The sequence below is a fragment of the Ensifer sp. EB106-03-01-XG145 genome (assembly GCF_058792075.1).
Genome location: NZ_JBYTEC010000004.1, coordinates 1 through 18,021, shown reverse-complemented (window position 1 = coordinate 18,021; position 18,021 = coordinate 1). Strand labels below are relative to the sequence as shown.

16 protein-coding genes and 3 pseudogenes are annotated in these 18,021 nt (G+C 61.9%); 10 read left to right on the top strand and 9 right to left on the bottom strand.

The window, feature by feature from the left end:
* Positions 1-7: 7 nt before the first annotated feature.
* The 3 genes from AC3WWH_RS12555 to AC3WWH_RS12545 form a co-directional block, all read right to left on the bottom strand.
* The gene (locus AC3WWH_RS12555) at positions 8-1,522 is read right to left on the bottom strand and encodes an aldehyde dehydrogenase (RefSeq protein WP_058321940.1); all 1,515 of its coding nucleotides are present in this window, start codon (positions 1,520-1,522) and stop codon (positions 8-10) included.
* A 1-nt stretch (position 1,523) separates the two neighbouring features.
* The gene (locus tag AC3WWH_RS12550) at positions 1,524-2,519 is read right to left on the bottom strand and encodes a flavin reductase (RefSeq protein WP_058321941.1); all 996 of its coding nucleotides are present in this window, start codon (positions 2,517-2,519) and stop codon (positions 1,524-1,526) included.
* 180 nt (positions 2,520-2,699) lie between these two features.
* Positions 2,700-4,502: a helix-turn-helix domain-containing protein gene (locus AC3WWH_RS12545; protein ID WP_058321942.1), complete on the bottom strand. Its 1,803-nt coding sequence runs from the start codon at positions 4,500-4,502 to the stop codon at positions 2,700-2,702.
* Positions 4,503-4,672: 170 nt separating this feature from the next.
* On the opposite strand from AC3WWH_RS12545, the gene AC3WWH_RS12540 reads away from it, so the two are divergent.
* The gene (locus AC3WWH_RS12540; protein WP_113399618.1) at positions 4,673-5,278 is read left to right on the top strand and encodes an amino acid synthesis family protein; all 606 of its coding nucleotides are present in this window, start codon (positions 4,673-4,675) and stop codon (positions 5,276-5,278) included.
* A 32-nt stretch (positions 5,279-5,310) separates the two neighbouring features.
* The gene (locus AC3WWH_RS12535; RefSeq protein WP_058321944.1) at positions 5,311-5,793 is read left to right on the top strand and encodes an Lrp/AsnC family transcriptional regulator; all 483 of its coding nucleotides are present in this window, start codon (positions 5,311-5,313) and stop codon (positions 5,791-5,793) included.
* Positions 5,794-5,848: 55 nt separating this feature from the next.
* Here the strand turns inward: AC3WWH_RS12535 and AC3WWH_RS12530 are convergent, their stop codons facing one another.
* Both AC3WWH_RS12530 and AC3WWH_RS12525 read right to left on the bottom strand, forming a co-directional pair.
* Complete coding sequence (locus AC3WWH_RS12530; protein ID WP_197417298.1) at positions 5,849-6,493, bottom strand: glutathione S-transferase family protein; 645 nt, start codon at positions 6,491-6,493, stop codon at positions 5,849-5,851.
* Positions 6,494-6,683: 190 nt separating this feature from the next.
* Positions 6,684-7,013 carry a hypothetical protein gene (locus tag AC3WWH_RS12525; protein ID WP_058321947.1) on the bottom strand — a complete coding sequence of 110 codons (330 nt, stop codon included), beginning with the start codon at positions 7,011-7,013 and terminating at the stop codon, positions 6,684-6,686.
* 396 nt (positions 7,014-7,409) lie between these two features.
* Here AC3WWH_RS12525 and AC3WWH_RS12520 point away from each other — a divergent pair, with 396 nt between their 5' ends.
* Positions 7,410-8,567: a peptidoglycan L,D-endopeptidase MepK gene (locus tag AC3WWH_RS12520; protein WP_082640763.1), complete on the top strand. Its 1,158-nt coding sequence runs from the start codon at positions 7,410-7,412 to the stop codon at positions 8,565-8,567.
* Between the two features lie 112 nt (positions 8,568-8,679).
* Here the strand turns inward: AC3WWH_RS12520 and AC3WWH_RS12515 are convergent, their stop codons facing one another.
* The gene (locus tag AC3WWH_RS12515) at positions 8,680-9,321 is read right to left on the bottom strand and encodes a TetR/AcrR family transcriptional regulator (RefSeq protein ID WP_058321948.1); all 642 of its coding nucleotides are present in this window, start codon (positions 9,319-9,321) and stop codon (positions 8,680-8,682) included.
* 89 nt (positions 9,322-9,410) lie between these two features.
* On the opposite strand from AC3WWH_RS12515, the gene AC3WWH_RS12510 reads away from it, so the two are divergent.
* From AC3WWH_RS12510 to AC3WWH_RS12480, 7 genes and pseudogenes are all read left to right on the top strand, one after another.
* Positions 9,411-10,067 carry an O-methyltransferase gene (locus tag AC3WWH_RS12510; protein WP_058321949.1) on the top strand — a complete coding sequence of 219 codons (657 nt, stop codon included), beginning with the start codon at positions 9,411-9,413 and terminating at the stop codon, positions 10,065-10,067.
* 50 nt (positions 10,068-10,117) lie between these two features.
* Positions 10,118-11,011 carry an SDR family oxidoreductase gene (locus tag AC3WWH_RS12505; protein WP_492376989.1) on the top strand — a complete coding sequence of 298 codons (894 nt, stop codon included), beginning with the start codon at positions 10,118-10,120 and terminating at the stop codon, positions 11,009-11,011.
* A 3-nt stretch (positions 11,012-11,014) separates the two neighbouring features.
* Positions 11,015-11,217, top strand: a pseudogene (locus tag AC3WWH_RS12500) (MBL fold metallo-hydrolase); the annotation flags it as partial.
* Between the two features lie 78 nt (positions 11,218-11,295).
* Positions 11,296-11,685: a LysR substrate-binding domain-containing protein gene (locus AC3WWH_RS12495; protein ID WP_082640758.1), complete on the top strand. Its 390-nt coding sequence runs from the start codon at positions 11,296-11,298 to the stop codon at positions 11,683-11,685.
* A gap of 147 nt (positions 11,686-11,832) precedes the next feature.
* Positions 11,833-12,471, top strand: a complete 639-nt coding sequence (locus tag AC3WWH_RS12490; RefSeq protein WP_058321952.1) for a LysE family translocator — start codon at positions 11,833-11,835, stop codon at positions 12,469-12,471.
* Positions 12,472-12,476: 5 nt separating this feature from the next.
* Positions 12,477-12,644, top strand: a pseudogene (locus AC3WWH_RS12485) (LacI family DNA-binding transcriptional regulator); the annotation flags it as partial.
* Positions 12,645-12,801: 157 nt separating this feature from the next.
* Positions 12,802-13,107, top strand: coding sequence for a hypothetical protein (locus AC3WWH_RS12480; RefSeq protein WP_057249940.1), 306 nt, complete (start codon positions 12,802-12,804; stop codon positions 13,105-13,107).
* A 165-nt stretch (positions 13,108-13,272) separates the two neighbouring features.
* Here AC3WWH_RS12480 and AC3WWH_RS12475 read toward each other — a convergent pair whose 3' ends face one another.
* The 3 genes and pseudogenes from AC3WWH_RS12475 to AC3WWH_RS12465 all read right to left on the bottom strand — a co-directional run bounded on the left by AC3WWH_RS12475 (position 13,273) and on the right by AC3WWH_RS12465 (position 17,665).
* The gene (locus tag AC3WWH_RS12475) at positions 13,273-15,036 is read right to left on the bottom strand and encodes an adenylate/guanylate cyclase domain-containing protein (RefSeq protein ID WP_058321953.1); all 1,764 of its coding nucleotides are present in this window, start codon (positions 15,034-15,036) and stop codon (positions 13,273-13,275) included.
* A 163-nt stretch (positions 15,037-15,199) separates the two neighbouring features.
* Positions 15,200-17,148: pseudogene (locus tag AC3WWH_RS12470) on the bottom strand (OmpA family protein).
* A gap of 4 nt (positions 17,149-17,152) precedes the next feature.
* Positions 17,153-17,665 carry a transposase gene (locus AC3WWH_RS12465; RefSeq protein ID WP_492377099.1) on the bottom strand — a complete coding sequence of 171 codons (513 nt, stop codon included), beginning with the start codon at positions 17,663-17,665 and terminating at the stop codon, positions 17,153-17,155.
* Positions 17,666-18,021 lie beyond the last annotated feature (356 nt).

Below are 18,021 nucleotides of genomic sequence, written 5' to 3'. Positions count from 1 at the left end.
TTTGCTGTCATTTCAGGCGGATGACGAAGGGGTCCTGCATCCCGCCGGAGTAGTCGACGATGACGTTCTTCAATCGCGAGAACTCGTGCATGACCTCGAAGCCGCCGCGCCGGCCGTAGCCGCTTTGCTTGAATCCGCCGTTGGCGGACATGAAAGAGGCAGAGCGGTAGGTGTTGATCCATACGGTCCCGGCGTCGATCCGGTTGGCGAACCGCAGCGCCCGATCGATGTCCTTGGTCCAGATGCCGGAGGCCAGGCCATAGCGCGTGTCGTTGGCGAGCCGGATCATCTCTTCCTCGTCGCGAAATGACATGACGCCGACCACCGGGCCGAAGAGTTCGTCGCGCATGAAGGTCATGTCGTTTTCGGCGTCGACCATCACGGTCGGTTCGAAGTACCAGCCCCCCGACGAAAGCCCTTGCCGCTGCGGCCGCCGGCCGCCGGCGGCGATGCGCGCCCCTTCCCTGACGCCGGAGGCCACGTAGGATTCGACTTTTGAAAGCTGATCAGCGAGCGCGAGCGGACCGATGTCGGTGTCGTCGGCCATCGGAAGGCCGACGCAGATGCGTTCTGTCCTGGCGACGAGCGCCTCAATGAAGCGATCGTAGATGCGCGCTTCCACAAAACAGCGCGAGCCTGCGACACAGGTCTGGCCAGCGGCAGCAAAGACACCGGAGACGACGCCGTTGACCGCATGTTCGATATCGACATCGCCAAAAACGACATGAGGCGACTTGCCGCCGAGCTCCATCGAGCAAGGGACAAGGTTCTCAGCCGCGTTGCCGGCGATGCGCCGGCCCGTGGCCGTGCTGCCGGTGAAGACGTACTTCGCAATTCCGGGATGACGTGTCAGCGCCTCGCCGGCACTCTGGCCGGTACCGGTCACGACATTGACGACGCCGGCGGGAAAGCCCGCCTCGTGGATCAGCTCCGCAAGCGCCAGCGTCGAGGCGGTCGCATGCTCCGAAGGTTTGATGACGACCGTATTGCCGATTGCGAGGCAAGGCGCCAGCGTGCCGGTCAGAAGCATCAGCGGCGAATTCCACGGCGTGATCATGCCGACGACGCCCAAGGGTTCGCGCAAATTGAAGTTCAACGTATCGAGACGATTGATCGGGATCGTCTCGCCCTGCAATTTGTCGGCCATGCCCGCGAAATAGTGGTAGCTGTCGGGCATGGAGCGCATCTGCGCCCGGGTTTCCTTGAGAAGCTTGCCATTGTCGCGCGTCTCGATTTCCGCGAGCGTGTCGGCGTTGGCGCGAACGAGTTCGGCAAGCCGGCGCATCAGCGCACCGCGATCGGTCTGCGTCATGCGGCGCCAGGCCGGATCGCGAAAGGCGGCATTGGCAGCGGCCACGGCGGCCTCGACATCGTCCGCATCCGCTTCGGCAAGATGATACCAGCGCTCGCCCGTCGTCGGGTCGAAACTGGCGATGTAATTGCCGTTCTTCGGCGCCACGAACTGTCCGTTGATGAACAGGAGCTGGCGCGAACCTTCGATGGAACTGACCGTCGTCTTCATATCATTGTCCTTGGTCTTTGGAGGTCTGAAGCCAGGTACGGGCTTCGCCGTCGATCATCGCGATACGGCCACCGTCGTCGGAATCCATGTAGATGCCGAAGCGGCCCGCCTGCCTCTCGCGTACGTAGCGCCGCAACATGGATCGCAGTTCGTGCGTCGCGATCGCATCGTCGGGAAGATCGTCGAGCGGGAAGAAGCGCAGATCGGCTGGCAGCCTGGTGCCGGCGCCGCCCTCGCCCGCCAGTCGGGCGCGATAGACCAGATAGCCCGGGTCGCTGTCTGCAACATCGAAGACCGAATAGAGGAAGGTCTCGTCCGGGACGAGCCGCAGCGCGTCGCCACCGTCGATGACGAGCTGGCTGTCCGCCTTGCGTCGCCGCGCAGACGGCAAAACCCAGCCGCCCTTGCCGTCCGAACGCAGAAGCAGGCCGTCACCCGCTTCGATCAGATAGCCGATGATCATGCCATGCGACGCGAGCCAGCCATTCGGCAACGGATCCTTAACGCTGGCATAGCGGCCGCGGCAAAAGCCGAGCGGTGCGGTCGGACTGGTACCAAAGGCCCGAACTTGGCCGATCAGGATCGCATGATCGCCGGCATCAACAGTGCTGAAAGTCGTGCAGTCGAACCAGGTCAGGCTGTCGGTCAGGACCGGCGCGCCCGTGTGGATGTGATCGTGGGTCACCGACTGAAACTTGTCCGGAGATTTTGAGGCAAAGGTTCCGGAGACGTCGACCTGTCCTTCATGGAGGATGTTGACCGCAAAACACCCTGCATTGGTGAAGGCAGGATAGCTCGAAGCCGACTTCGCAACGCAGACCAGAAGCAGCGGAGGATCGAGCGAAACCGAGGTGAAGGAGTTCGCAGTCATTCCACGCGGCGTGCCGTCATCGTCGCGGGTGGTGATGACGGTGACACCGGTCACGAACGTACCGAAGGCGCGGCGAAGCGCAATCGGATCAATCGGCACGTCCGTCGATGCTGCAGTCTCAACCATGCGCTTCTTGCCTCCTCACCATCAGGTTGATTGGAGGCTAATGCCGTCACGGCGGTCGTTCTTCCGTCGCTTCACAGGAGTGGGCGAAGAACTTCTGCATCGAACCCTAGGAGGCGATTGAAGCCCACGAAAAGGGGTGGCGACGTGGTCGCAAGACGGCTCCCGACGGACGAGGAAAAACTAGCTGCGGAGGGTGGAACGGTTGTCGATGACACCGTGCAGGCGGATCGCGAGTTCGACGGCAAAGCGCTTTTCCGGCGTTTCGACATCCACGCCAAACAGCTCCTGGATGCGCGCCAGCCGATAGCGCAGCGTCGTCACATGCAGGCCCATCGCGTCGGCACAAGCCTGGCTGCGACACCCCTCCTGCAAGTAGATCGACAGCGTTTCGAGGTAGGGGGTTCCGTTGTCCCGGTCGTGATCGGCGATCGCCCCAACACTCTCGTGCACGAAACCGCGCACGTCGCCGGCCTCGCAGGCAGCGACCAGCATCGGCAGCGGGCCGAAATCCTGCGCAGAGACCGCGCCAGTCAGACCAAAGGAGCGGCCGATGCGGATCATTCGCGCGCAGCGCTCCCAGGCCTGCGGATAATCCGACAGGGCCGCACACCGGTTGCTGGCGACGACGATCGGTGCCTCGTCGAAGTAACGGCCGAGTTCCTCGGCAATACGGCGGGCGAGCTTTGTCGTGCGCTCCTGCCGCTTACCCGTATCGTGGGGAACGAGGCAGACGACGCCGCCCTCGACGGCAATCAAGTTCGCCTGAACGGATGCCTGCTGCATGACACGCGACAGCGTGTGCTCCACATCGACGGAAGCGCCGCCAAATGCCTTCGTCTTATCCGGAAAATCGACGACGATCATCTGCTGAGGCACGGAAAAACTCAGGCCGAGCCGCTGGGCGCGCTGGGCAACATCGCCGGCATTGCGCCACCGCGCCTCCACGATCTCGAAGAAGAGTTCGGTCTGCGTCCTGGTCTCGAAGCGAAACCGGATGAAGCTTCGCATCATCTGCACGCTCAGCGCAAACTTGGCGCTGTCGAGCATCAGGAGATCGAGATCGCTGAACTCGCGCGTCGTCGGGAAGATGATGAGCGCCCCGACCAGTTGATTGTCGACCATCAGCGCTTCGACACGGGCCGTTATCTTGAACCGTTGCGTGCCGTCATCGAGGTAGAGGTTCACGGCATCGGTCGTCCCGCGCTCGACAGCGTCTCGGGCGGCCTTCATCAGCGGCCGGCTAAGAACGGTGGAAGCCGCCTCGTGCCAACTGGCCTCGTCGTAGAGTGCGTTCGGCGGCTGGCCGGCGACAACCTGATTGGCGGTGAAATCAACGACCACCGTCGGATTCGGCAGCATCGTGCCGACCATGGCCGAAAGTGGTGCGACCGCCCCATCGCTCAACACATGTTCCAGAAGCGAGGTATGTGCCTCCAGGGCGCGCTCCAGCCGCTGCGCCGACCGCTTCTCCGCCTCGAGACGATGTTCCCGTTCGACGGCGATGGCACCGAGGTGGATGATCGTGCCGAGAAAGGCGAGATCGTCTTCCGACACCTCGGCGACCTCGCGAGCAATGACGCTCAGCACCATCGGTCGGCCCTCAGCATCCCTGCAGTTCATCGGCATGACGAGCACCGTACGATAGTCGCGCTCGAAAGCCTCCCTCCGATAACCTGGAAACTCGGCGGATTCGCGTGCGTCACGGATGTAGACGGGCTCGTTTCGCTGCAGCGCGATCAGCGACGGGCTGGTCGCCAGCTCCCATTTGTCGGGCAGTCGCCGCTCGATCAGTGTCGGATCGTAGCGCACGATGACATGGGCGTAACCATGCGCCGCGTCGATGCCCATGATCGACCCCAGAGACCAGTTCGCATGGCGACAGGCGGCCGCAATGAGCTGCTGCAGCGCCGTCTGAAGATCGCCACCGCTGTTGATCTGACTGGCGACGTCGCGGAGCGCCAGTATCTGGGACTTCTGATCCAAATCGTCTCGCCTCTTGACATCTATCAACCAACCATGCGCGCGGCGAAGGCCAAAGTCTACTCCGCTTCCGCGAAGCCGCAGCGCACATCTTCCGACGAAATGTAGGAAGCGCCGCCCGACGATCCCGCTAGGGTGCGAAGCAATCCCAACGAACAGCAACGGCGCATCCCATGACGATCGGCATTCGAAAAATCTGCACTTTCCTCGAAGAAACGCTGGTGGAGGGCGGCAAGGCGGCGCCGCGTCCCGTCAATATCGTCGTGGTCGCGGCAGTGATCCAGAATCCCTGGGCAGGCCGCGGCTTCGTCGAAAACCTCAGGCCGGAGATTATCCGCATTGCAAGCGAGCTCAGCCGCGAGATGACGGACCGATTGCTGCGCCAAATGGAGCCGGAACGGATCGAAGCTTGCGGCAAGGCGGCGGCCGTCGGCATCGCCGGTGAAATCGAACATGCTTCGGCGATGATCCACACCCTGCGTTTCGGCAATCCCTTTCGCGAGGCGATCGGCGGCACCAACTACCTGGAATTCGCCAACACCCGCAATGCGCCTGGTGCGCTGCTGTCACTGCCGATGATGCACAAGAGCGAGAGCGGCAAACGATCGCATTTTCTCACTTCCAACTTCCAGATCGCCGACGCCCCGGGGCCGGACGAAATTATCGTCGCCATAGGTGCCTCCGACAGCGGCCGTGCCCATGCCCGCATTGCCGACCGGTTCCAGGACATCGCCGAAATGGATGCGGAAAAGGCTGCATTGCTCGGCAAGGCTAAATAAGAGCAGACAAACGAGTTGCGCGGGAGTTTGCCATGAAGCTTGATGCGATCGACCTGCGCATTCTCGATGCAATCCAGCGGGATGGACGCATCACCAAACTCGCACTCGCCGAAAAGGCGGGCCTTTCGCCCACGCCCTGCTGGATGCGGCTGCGCAAGCTGGAAAAGGCCGGCATCATCAGCGGCTACCATGCGCACGTGGCATTGCGGCGTGTGGCGCCGGTTGCAAGCGTGATGGTCGAGCTGACGCTCGCCAACCACCGTCAGGCGGACTTCGACCGGTTCGAACGAGCCGTCCGCGATATTCCGGAAATCGTCTGCTGCTGGTCGGTCGGCGGCGGCGTCGACTATATCCTGAAAATTGTCGCCGCCAATATCGACGCCTATCAGCGCCTGATCGACACACTTCTCGATAGGGAACTCGGCATCGCGCGCTACTTCACCTACATCGTCACCAAGACCGTCAAGGAAGAAGCGGTGCTTCCCGTGTCTTTGCTGATGCCCGATGTGGCCTAGCAGGGACTGGCGCCGGAGCGCCAGACATACGCACCCGGCGGGACAGGGTTGCGAATTAGATCGCGCCGAAGTTGCTCGTCCATAGCTCGCGAAGATCGGGATCCGCGTCGACACGCCGGGCAATACTGAGCAGCTTCGGGCAGTTTTCTGCCAGCCAATCGCGCCCCGGTCGCCAGCGCGTCATCGCCGCGATCCAGATATCAAGGGCAGAGAACCGCTCTCCGAGCGCCCACGGCGCGGGTGCGATCTCGTCCTCCCACTGGCGCCACAGATCCATTCGGCGCCCGAGCACCCGGCTGCGCAACTCGTCCGGCACGCTCGGTGCCCAACGCTCGGGGTAGTCAGCGTAGGTGAAGGTCCCATATACGGCAGTCACGAGCCAGATCAGGCGACGAAGAAAGGCAGGACGAAGCGGGTCCCCGACCGATGGCGCAAGTCCGGCTTCTGGGTATGTCTCCGCAAGATGAAGCAGAATGGCCGCGCTCTCCGTCATCACCGTGCCATCGGGAAGTATGAGCACGGGCACCTGTGCGAGCGGGTTGACGGCGACAAGACGGTCCCGGGCCGGGCCGGGCTCATCGAACCCCGCGACATTCTCGAACGTATAGGGTAGCCGCGCTTGCACCAGCGCCGCTTCGACGAGAACGGAGCCCCAGCTCGGAACGCCGTAGAGGCGGTAAAGTGCTTGTGTATCGGCCATCGTCATTTTTCCTCGCAGTGCACGGTGCCATTTTGGTCGCCGCCCCGCAAGATTGTGCCAGAACGTTCCCAATCTCAGACGACGCCGTTCTTTCCTGAAGTCGATGGCAACTTGGTCTCGCGAACGTCCCACGCACGGACGGCGACGAGCAGCGCGACCGATGGTCTTCGGCCGTATCGCCGGGCGTTTACTACTCTTGCTCCGTAGACTTGCCACGTGCGGGCATCGGATTGTTTTTCGCTTCCATGGCGGCCTCGATCTGCCTGATGACCTTGACGGCCTCCTGGAGGATTGCCCGCATCTCGTCATCGTAAAGATGCACCGGCATCCCACCGGCCCGAATGACATCCATGGTTTCGGCTGACTCCTTCAGTCGATCGGGCTGCCCGAGCATCGTCCAGCCTTCCTGGACAGCGACATAGGCCCGGACGAGGAGGCGAAGCTTTTCGCCCTCCGTCAGCATGTGAACGTCACGCTCGGCCTGCGTCAGTTCGGCAATGACGTCTGAAGTACTTCTCATAGGACACCCAGGCTACGCAGATACAACCGGTTCATTCAGTATGAGCTAACGTATGGACCGGAGAAAGCAAGTGGCCTCGCCTTGGCCGACCGATTTGGCCAACGAAGGCCGAGGTCGTGGGGATCTGCTCGTCGCAGGAATTCTTCATCATGAAGCCTCAGGGGGCAGCATCAACGGGTTCTTAATCCTTCGTTGACCATAATTTCCGTCGAAGAGCCGAACCGCCGGTCGTTGCCGCCGGTGGATTGTACCTCGAATGAATCGGAACCCGCCGTGTCTGAGTATCCAGTAACCGCGTATCTGGCGCCTGTATCGTGCGTCGCAAGAAGAAGCGTTCAGCGCATTGGACGATGGTTTGGGCGTGTGACCGCGATCGCCGCCATCGCAGCGTCCGCTATGGCCTTCACCACCACCGCGTCTTCGGCGGAAGTTCGATCATTAAAACTGTTCTTCACCCACACCGGCGAGCGCGCGACGATCACCTTCAAGCGGGACGGTAAATACGACCCGAAAGGGCTTTCACAAATCAATCGCTTTCTCCGCGACTGGCGTAGGAACGAGCCTGCCCGCATGGACCCGCGTCTTCTCGACCTCGTCTGGGAAGTCTACCAGCGTGCCGGGGCCAAGGACTACATCAACATCGTCTCCGCCTACCGCTCGCCCGCCACCAATAACATGCTGCGCGGCCGTTCGCGCAGCACCGGGGTCGCCAAGAACAGCCAGCACATGCTGGGAAAGGCCATGGACTTCTACATTCCAGGCGTGAAACTCGCTCGGTTGCGGGAGATCGCCATGCAGATGCAAGTCGGTGGGGTCGGCTACTACCCCACCTCCGGATCTCCCTTCGTGCATCTCGACGTCGGAAACGTGCGGGCGTGGCCGCGGATGTCGCGCCAGGAACTGGCCCGCATTTTCCCGAAGGGGCAGACGCTTCACCTTCCCGCCAATGGCGGGACCTTGCCGGGTTATGACCAGGCGATGGCCGACTACAAACGACGGGTCAAGGCCACCTCGATCGTGGCTGCGAACAGTGCCGGTCCAGCAAAATTAAAGACTGCGGCACCCGCCGACAACACCCTGCTCACCGCAATGCTTCCAACGCGCAAGAGCCGTGGGGAAGAAGCCCTCGAACGCCAGACCCTCAAGCAGTCTGTCGAAGAACCGCCGTTCTTCGACCTTGCTTCAATCACAGCACCGCTTCCGACGCTCCGCACGGTCGCCAGCGAGCGCGCGCTCCCCGTAAACATCTCTGCATTCGTTCCGTCATCGTCGTTCAAGATCGCACTTGGCACGGGCATGATGCGGGCACCGGGCACCAGCGAATCCAGTCTCACGGGCTCGCCGTCCGCGAAGACGGAGTGGGCCATTCGCGACGCTACGCTTCTCAAGTGGGCGCTGGCGCCGGCCAAGGATCTTGAGCAACTCATCCTTCCGGCAGGCCTCGGGTTCTCGGTGGCCGGCGCTGAGGATGCAAACCGCGCACCGAAGGGCGCTTACCAACTCGGCGAACAGAAAAAGGCCTTTGACAAGGAACGCTTCTGGTCGGACGGCTGATTGCGGCGCGCGGACGTGTATCCCGGCGACATGCAGTCGAACCGGCCGTTAGTCAATCAACCGGTCGGTTCAACCTGCCGGCACCGCCCGCCTCACAGAGACGTTTCCGGCGCTACGATTTAGCGCCGTCAGCCATGCTGCTGATGTAGGCGCAGAACATGTCGGCCATGGCGCCGGCATAGGCCTCTATCTCGGCCAGACTCCGTGGCGTCTCTGAAAACGCCTTACCGACGGTGGTCATCGTCGTGATGATCAGATCCGCGGCCAGTTGCCGGGCAGCACCGGTGCTGTGCGGAAGCACTTCCAGCATGAAATTTTCGAAGATCGGATCGCCCGCTTCCTTTGCCTCCCGAGCTTCGGGCGCATCGCGATAGAGCGGGGCGGCGTCATCAAGCGCGACGCGGACGATCGCCTCCTCGCATTCGGACCGGATAAAGGCGTGAACGAGGGTCCGTAGCCGCTCAAACGGCGATTGCGAGCGATCCTCGAGGATACCCCGCAGAAGATCCGTCGTCTGCTGCCACTCGTCTCTTTGCAAGCGAAAGAGGATCGCGGCCTTGTTGGGAAAATACTGGTAGAGCGATCCGATGCTCACGCCGGCTTTTTCCGCCACCCGGGTGGTCGTGAATCTCTGCGCACCCTCCTCCGCCAAAACCTGAACAGCAGCCTGCAAAATGGCGCGGACAAGCTCGTTCGAGCGCGCCTGCCTCGGCTGTTTTCTTGAGGATATACGGGCACTTGGACGATCCGTCATTGGGGCGCTCGGCAATGCGATTAGCAAATGCGACGAATTATTCGTATTTTCAATTTCAACACAAGCGCATTCCTACAACGGAGCTTTTCATGACGACCTTGACCACCGAACCTCTCGCACCGCTTCTCGATCGCCTGTTCAAAGAAGCCGATGCGGCATCAAGTCCGGCGATGGCCGCGCTTTCGCGCGAGGAGCGCGAACGTCTCGTGCGCAGCAAGACGGAATATCTCGATTTGTATGGGCGACTGAAGGATCTCTGGCTCCCGGTATCGCGCGAAACGGGCACGCTGCTTTACATGCTGGCTCGCAGCTGCGGCGCAAAATCGATCGTGGAATTCGGCACATCCTTCGGCATCTCCACGCTCCATCTTGCCGCCGCGCTGCGGGACAATGGCGGCGGGCGATTGATCACCAGCGAGTTCGAGCCTTCCAAGATCCTACGGGCACGCCAAAACCTGGCTGACGGCGGCCTTATCGACCTTGTCGAAATCCGGGAAGGCGATGCGCTCAAGACCTTGAGCACCCGTCTTCCCGAGACGATCGATCTGCTGCTGCTCGATGGCGCCAAGGCCCTCTACCACGAGGTGCTGGATCTGGTGGAAGACCGTCTGAAACCCGGCGCATTGATTGTCGCTGATAACGCCGACGATTGCCCCGACTACCTTGCCCATGTTCGCTCAGAGGCCTCGGGCTATATCTCCGTGCCCTTCGCGGAGGATGTCGAACTGTCCATGCGGGCCGGATAAATCTGCGGCTACCCAACCTTCAAGACTTGTCCGAAGACTGGAGAAACATCATGCACGTATTCGTAACGGGCGCGACCGGCTGGGTCGGCGCGGCCATCGTGGACGACCTTTTACGCGCAGGCCACCGCGTCACCGGCCTTGCCCGCTCCATGGAGAAAGCAGAACATCTTGTCGCCGCCGGCGCCAATATAGTCCAGGGCTCGCTCGACGACCTTGATGTGCTGCGCGAAGCCGCATCGGCGGCAGACGCCGTCGTCCATACCGCTTTCAACCATGATTTCATCCATGCCGCCGGGAACCATGGCTTCACGACATTCCTCGAGAGTGCCGCACACGACCAGCGCGTGATCGAGATCCTCGGCGGTGCACTCGAAGGATCGAACCGGCCGCTGCTGCTTACCTCCGGTCTGTCCGGCCTGCCGCGCGGCGTCACCGAAATGGACCTTCCGAACCCGGCCAGCCCGCGCAAGTCGGAGGCAGCAGCAAGAACCCTTGCCGCACGGAGCGTGCGCGCAGCAACCATACGCCTCGCCCCGTCCGTTCACGGGATCGGCGATTACGGCTTTGTTCCGGTCCTGGTGAAGCTGGCGCACGCGACTGGCGTTTCGGCCTATGTCGACGAAGGACAGAACTGCTGGTCGGGTGTTCACAGGCTGGATGCCGCCCGCGTCTACCGGCTCGCCCTGGAGCAGGGAGTGACGGAACCGGTGTACCACGCCGTCGCCGACGAGGCGGTCCCGTTCAAGGAAATCGCCGCTGTAATCGGCCGCCAACTCAACCTTCCTGTCGAGGCGCGGCCGCGTGAACACTTCGGCTGGTTCGCCACGATGGCAGGCGCCGACATGGCCGCTTCCAGCGCGCATACCCGGACATTGCTTGACTGGCAGCCTTCCGGCCCCGGCCTTCTCGCAGACCTCGATCAGCCCGGCTACTACACTCGATGAGCGCTGGTGGTCAGCGATGGGGTTCTGTCGCTGTCAACCGCGATGTTGGCCCACAACGTCGACCCGGCCGTCCGGGCGGACTGGCTAAACGACATGTTCCTGCCGTCAGACCCTTTCGATTGGTCGCGCAACGTGGTCCTCCTTCGCAGCGGCGACCAGACATACTCGTCGACGCCGGCCTGGGGTTGGACCCTGACCTGAACTTGCGGTCGGGTTCGAACACCCCCGACTGGCACAACGGCTTTTGAACACGACCCCGAGGAAGCAACTCGCGTTGCAGCCCAATCCTCCTCAACCGGGACGGCGACATCAAGCGCACCAGGGACCTGACCCGCCACGTCCTTCTCGACGGCGTCGGATCCGCCCACTGGAACGACTGGTTCCGTCACCATGACCAGGAGATACCCGTCACGGTTCGCCGGCTGAGTTTTGAAGATTTCAATCAGAACCTCGCGGCGGCACGCTGCGGAATTGGCATTGCGATGGGGGACAACATCACTGCTGGCGAAGAGCTTGCCCAAGGTGCGCTTGTCCGCCCGCTCAAAGGTTTCATAAAATCGGCGACGAAGGGCTATTACGTCATCACGCAAAAGAACCGGGACCATTCCCCGCTCGCCAAGGTGTTCATCGATTGGGTGGTCAACGAAGCCCAGGCCACAATAGAATTTGCCTGAGGGAATGGAGCAACGGCCAAATCGCCCCTAATGAGGATACGCGTCGGTTGCGCGTGCTGGACTGAGCACTCGGACGATTGAGCAACGACGCAACAGTCGCCATAGTGCTGGCGCACCGCGGTGCCGGATTTTTCGGGAGGAAGCGACATGCATGAATTCGCAATTCTTGTCACCATCCTGGGCGTCTTCCTTCTTGGAGCCATGAGTCCTGGCCCAAGCTTTATTGTGGTGTCGCGTATCGCGATCGCCCGGTCACGCGCTGACGGATTAATGGCAGCGGTAGGCATGGGAATTGGCGGCTTTCTATTCGCTTGCATTGCAGTCGCCGGCCTGACAGCGATCCTCCTTCAAGTGGAGTGGCTCAGCATGCTGCTCAGGCTCGCCGGTGGCGCGTACCTCGTCTGGATCGGCGTCGGTATCTGGCGTGCCGCTCCCCAGACGATAGCAATTGCCGATGCGCCCGCAGATCAACCAGGTACACTGTGGAAGTCTCTGCTGCGGGGCCTTTTCGTGCAGATTTCCAATCCGAAGACGGCCATCTTCTATGCATCCATGTTTGCTGCGCTGCTACCGTCTCCCACACCCACCTGGATGCTGCTGGCGCTTCCGCCACTGCTCTTCATCAACGAGTTCGTGTGGTATGCGATTGTCGCCCTGGGTTTTTCGTCACGTGCGCCGCGGGTCGTCTATCTGCGCTCGAAGACCTGGATTGACCGCGTGGCTGGCGCTGTGGTGGGCGCACTCGGCATCAAGCTGATGGCCGATAGCGTGCGAACAATCGGCTAGGGCCTATCCGCACTCGACTCTCCCGACCACGCTTCAAAGCCGCAGACGTCGGCGTTTCCACCGTCGACCGCATCCTGAATGTGCGGGGTCCGGTGCGCGCTCAAACGGCCGAACGCGTGCGGGAGGCTGCCGAACGCATTGGATTTCACGGGGTTACGGCGATCCGCCGCCGCTAATATCTGAGCGACGCTTACTCGCCGCGACCACGCTCGTACAGCATGTCGTGGATCGAACCCCCAATCGATAGACGGTGGGTTGCCCAAAGTTTGTGTTGACCGTTTTCGACGGCGCGGCGAAACTTGCAACCGGGAGCGAGGAGGAGGACGAATGATGGCTGAGCCAGACCGCTGGCGCCACATGGCAAGCGCACCGAAAAACGGCAGTCGGATCCTCGTCACGATCCGCCCGTCCGAACAGGGGACAGCGGAAGTTGACCTTGCATATTGGTCGAATGGCGATCAGTTCGGTAGAGAAGGCTGGCGCGCCTCCGATTCCTCGCCCGGCCGCATCATCGAATACGCCGAGCCGGAACTGAAATGCTGGATGCCGATGCCTTCAGCCAATCTCAATCTCACCTCGATGCCCCTACCCTGGGAAGGCGATGACGACCAAGAACTGGACGGGTCGGGGATTTGACGAAAGCGAAGAGCATATAGCAGACCGGCCCGCCATCCGGGTCCGGCAAGCAATCCAGGTGCCCTTATCGGCCCGACGGAGGAACCGCTCTATTGGGCAAGCCCCCATGCAGGGGCAGAGTGCTTTGCGCCTTTTCCAGCCATCGTGCATGTCCTTGAATGGCCATCAGCGTTCAGGCAATCCCGCTTTCCGCAACCCCTCGGCCATTTGATCTTGCCACCGCGGGATGTTTTGAAACCAGGGAAGCGCTCGATACCGGTCGATTGTAAAGCCTGGCTCGGCCGCCAATAGCTTCCTCGCAGCCCATCGGGAGGTCTCCAAGTCTCCGTTCATCGCCGACCAGGCGGCGAGATGACGGTAGGACCATGTGACGTCCGGATAGGTGTTGACGACCTCATGGGCTATCGCAATCGCCTGTGAAAGAGCACCTTCCATGGCCAAGGAAAAAGCCATCCCCAATCTCATATTGAATGCGAGCGGATCTCTTGGGCTCAGGGTCATCCCCCGCTGGAAGCATTCCGGTGCGTGCGTGGCTTCGTTCTTGTAGATCGCGAGCCACCCCAGGCGCGCCCATGCCCAGGCATTGTTCGGATCAAGCGCAAGCGCCTTTTCGATAAAGGTGGTCGCGCGCTCCTGGTCGCCGCAGATGCTCATTGCCGCACCGGCGGCAGTCAGGGCGGTTGGATCGTCGCCGATCGAGCCCACAGCCTCTACCGCTGCGCGCGCCTTTTCCAGCTCACGCTCCGGCTGTTCGGTCCATAGGTAGGAGGCGTTCGAGGCGTGGCACCACGCCAAAAGTGCATGCGCGCGACCATAGCCCGGATCGACGGCGATAGCTTGCCGAAGCAGCTCGATCGCCTGGTTGTTGGTATCCTTGCGGCGGCCCCAGAGGTTCGGGTAGGCGCGCATGACAAGGTCATAGGCCCTGAGACTGGTCGGCGGCCTGCGCCTAGCCAGTTCGATCTCGGCATCGCGGATCGCCGGGTGAATGGCGCCTGCCACCTGCGCCGCGATCCGATCCTGGAACTCGAACATGTCTTCGATTGCGCCCTCGTAACGGTCGGACCAGAACTGGGTCCTTGTCTCCGCATCGACCAATTGCACCGAAATGCGCAGTCGATCGCCGCCTCGGCGAACGGTGCCCTCGACCACATAATTGACGCCGAGTTCCCTGCCGACCTCGCGCACGTCGACGAAGCGTCCCTTGTAGGTGAACGCGGACTGTCGCGCGATTACAAAGAAATTCCGAACGCACGAGAGCGCCGCGGTGATCTCCTCGACAACGCCGTCCACGAAGTATTCATCGTCTCGCCCGCTGAGGTTGTCGAAGGGCATGACGACGATCGATGGCTGGTCCTTGCCACGGCGGGCGGCAAGTGGTGGCACGGACGCGATGCCGCCTTCGACAGACGTCTCTTGCTGCCAATCGACCCCGAAGACGAAAATTGGGCGCGGGATGTTCTTCAAGTTGCGCTCGCCGAGGCTGATCAGCGGGAACGGCACTTTCCCATCGAGATGCTCGCGCACCGATGCGGAAATGCAGATGCCTGACGGAGCGGCGATCTCTTGCACGCGCGCAGCGATATTGACGCCGTCGCCGAGCAGGTCGTCTCCCGCTACGACCACGTCACCCAGGTTGATACCGATGCGGAACTCCAAAGGGCGATCGGGCGGGCGGTCTTCCAAGGTACTGAAAAGACGGCGCTGGATTTCGACTGAGCACCGGACGGCCTGGACAGCGCTTGGAAACTCGGCGACAAAACCGTCACCGGCGCTACCGAAGATACGGCCGCCATGCTCCTTCACAACTTCGGCAATCCGGTTGCGGCACACATTTAGTGCGGCAAGTGTACCTTCCTCGTCCAGCGCCGCAAGGCGACTGAAGCCAGCAACATCGGCTGAAAGGATGGCTGCGAGCTTTCGATCCACAGCGATGACCGCTCCTGGGGCGCCACGATATCGTCGGGCTTAATATGCCGGCATTTTCCCATATTCACGAATGCTTGTCGCCAGCAAGATCGGAGGATCGGCAGCGACTCAGGATGCCGCGTCGCCACACGTCTGATAAGACGCATGGCGACGCAGATTTCGGTTACCGCTGCGCGACCGGGCGCACCAGCGGCGTCACCCTTCGGATGGTCACCCGGCGGTTCTCCTCCTCGGGTTCCTGCGTACCGATTTTCAGGAAGCGCTCACCATAGCCTTGCGTGACGAGGTTTTCCGCCGGGATGCCATAGACCTCGGTCAGGAGGACTGCGACCGACTCCGCTCGTTCATCGGACAGGACCAAGTTCGCGCGGTCAGAGCCGACAGCATCCGTATGCCCCTCGATGAAGAAGGTTTCCCCGGGATCCTTGTCGAGAACCTTCTGCATTGCATCGGCGACCGTTCGCAGTGTCTTTGCCTGTGACATCGAGACTTCGGCACTCCCCGTCGCGAAGTGGATCGTGTCGAGATCGATGCGCCGGACCTTGTCACGGAGGCGAGCCGAATTGCGGACCTCATCGATCGTATAGACTCGCTCGACGCGTTCGACCGGCGGCTCGGACAGGAATTCGTAGTAATCCCGATCCGGGTCTTCCGAGTAATCGACGATGTAGTCATCGACCGGAATCGTCAGGCGCATCGGCGGCAGTTCGTACCCGACGTCGACGATCGCCGGGCGCCGATCCTCCTGATACTCCGGCGCGTACATCAGCACATATTCGTTGCCATCGTCATCGACGCGCGAGCGCTGCAAGATGTCACCATAGCGTAGACGGTGACGATCCGATACCCGCCCGGACGGACGATCGTTTCACGAACGCGTCCGCGCGGAAGCTCGTCGTAGTAAGACTCTTGCGCATCGTGGCGCAGGCGCGGACGATCGTCGCCACGCACGAAAATCTGGTCGCCGACGCCGAGGACGACGCGATCGTCGACCCTCTCGACCACCTGCACCTCGGTCACATCATTGTTCGTGGTGTTGTTGACCGTCGTGCTGTTGATCACCGTATTGTTGATAACGGTGTTGTTGACGATGTTCGTCGTCTCCGGGACCGCGAAGACTGGCGCCGCCTCGACGCGTCGGCCTTCTTCCTTGATCGCCGCCTCGATCCTCTGCGAAACGGCCTGCCGCACCTCGGCCGGAATCTCAGCCTGGGCCGCGGCGTCGTCTGCAGGCGGCGCTATGTTCTGATCCTGGACGCGCAGCTCTTCGCGCTGCTTGCGCCGAGTCTCGCGTGCCCGGTTATCACCGAAATTATCGGCGTCCTTGTCGCTGTCGAGCACAGCCGCGCCGTTATCGACCGGAAGCACCACGGTTTCGTCCGTCGCCGCCGGATCCTCGGCGATCTTGCGCTTCTCTTCCTTCGTGCGCTTGTCGACGACAACCGGCGCGGCCTTGCCCTGGGGCTCCTCGCCCTGGCGCTGCTCGGCCGTTGCGGGTTGTTCGGCCCCTGGAACCGGCTGCTGCTCACCCTCGCCTGTCTGCGGCGTCGGCTGCTCTGCTGTGGTTTCGCCTGTCGGTGCGGCACGCTCTTCGAGGGCCTTTTGCTCCTCGGGCTGCTTTCCTTCAGCTTGCTGCTTGCGCTTCTTGGGTAGCGGTACCTGCTGTTCCTCGGCCTTCTGAGGGGTGCCTTCCTCTACGGCGGGCTGCCGTCCTTCCGCCTGCTGCTTGCGCTTATTGGGCGCGGGTGCCTGCTGTTCTTCGGCCTGCTGCGGGGTCCCTTCTTCTACGGCGGGCTGGTGGTCTTGGGCCTGCTGCTTGCGCCTCTTGGGCACAGGATTTTGTTGCTCCTCAGCCTGCCGCGGAGCCGCTTCATCGACACCAGGCTGCTGTTCCTCAGCTTGCTGCTTGCGCTTCTTGCGCACAGGAGTTTGTTGCTCTTCGGCCTGCTGTGGAGTCCCTTCCTCTGCACCAGGCTGCTCCTCCGCCTGCTGCTTGCGCTTCTTGCGCATCGGAGCTTGTTGCTCTTCGGCCTGCTGCGGAGCGCTTTCCTCGACGCCAGGCTGCTGTTCTTCGGCGTGCTGCTTCCTCTTCTTGCGCACAGGCGCTTGCAGCTCTTCAGCCTGCCGCGGTGCGTTTTCCTCGGAGCCGGGCTGCTGCTCTTCGGCCTGCTGTTTGCGCTTCTTGCGAACCGGCTCTTCGACCTGACGCTGCGGCTCCTCGGCCTGCGGTCGCTGCTGTTCTGTCTGCCCTTCCTCGGCGGCATGCTGCTTCTTGCGCTTCTTGAGCAGAAGCAAGTCCTCGGGAGACTGCTGGTCGGTCCCGTCCTGCGCTACCTGGAACGGCGCCCTCAAGCAGCCGGCAAGAAACCGCGCGGCCCGAAGCTCGATCTAAAGCGGGTGCGCCGCCACCAAATCTGCCCCGCTTATCCGCGCCCGCCCGGACAACGATCTCGCCGATGACAAGCTCGATCACCGCTCTCGCACCAACCGGTCCAGCTTCTACCTGAACAGCCGGATCCGCCGAGAAGGATCGTTGTCCGGCACGAGCATTGCGGCGCCAGCCAAATAATTGCGACGGATGTATTCCGATGCGATGCGCAATCGCCGAAATGCTTGCGCCGGGCTCCATTGCCTCAACCACGGCCCGCTCCTTGAATTCATCGGACCACCGCCGCCGAAACTGCCGCGGCGCAGCCTCAAGCCGTTCCGGAACGGCTTCGATCATATGGAGGTTTCTAGTTCCAGAGCTAGGCGCAGACATAGAAGCTCACGCCTGTGAATCGTCTGTCCGCAATACAGGCGCCCGCGCTACCTACGCCAGATGGGGTCAGCTTGCCGCTTACCGTTCTCTCCGGGTAGCGCTAGAACGTCAAAAAGCCCGGCGGATTTCTCCGCGCGGGCTTTTGAGTGTTTGGTTGCGGGGGCAGGATTTGAACCTGCGGCCTTCAGGTTATGAGCCTGACGAGCTACCGGGCTGCTCCACCC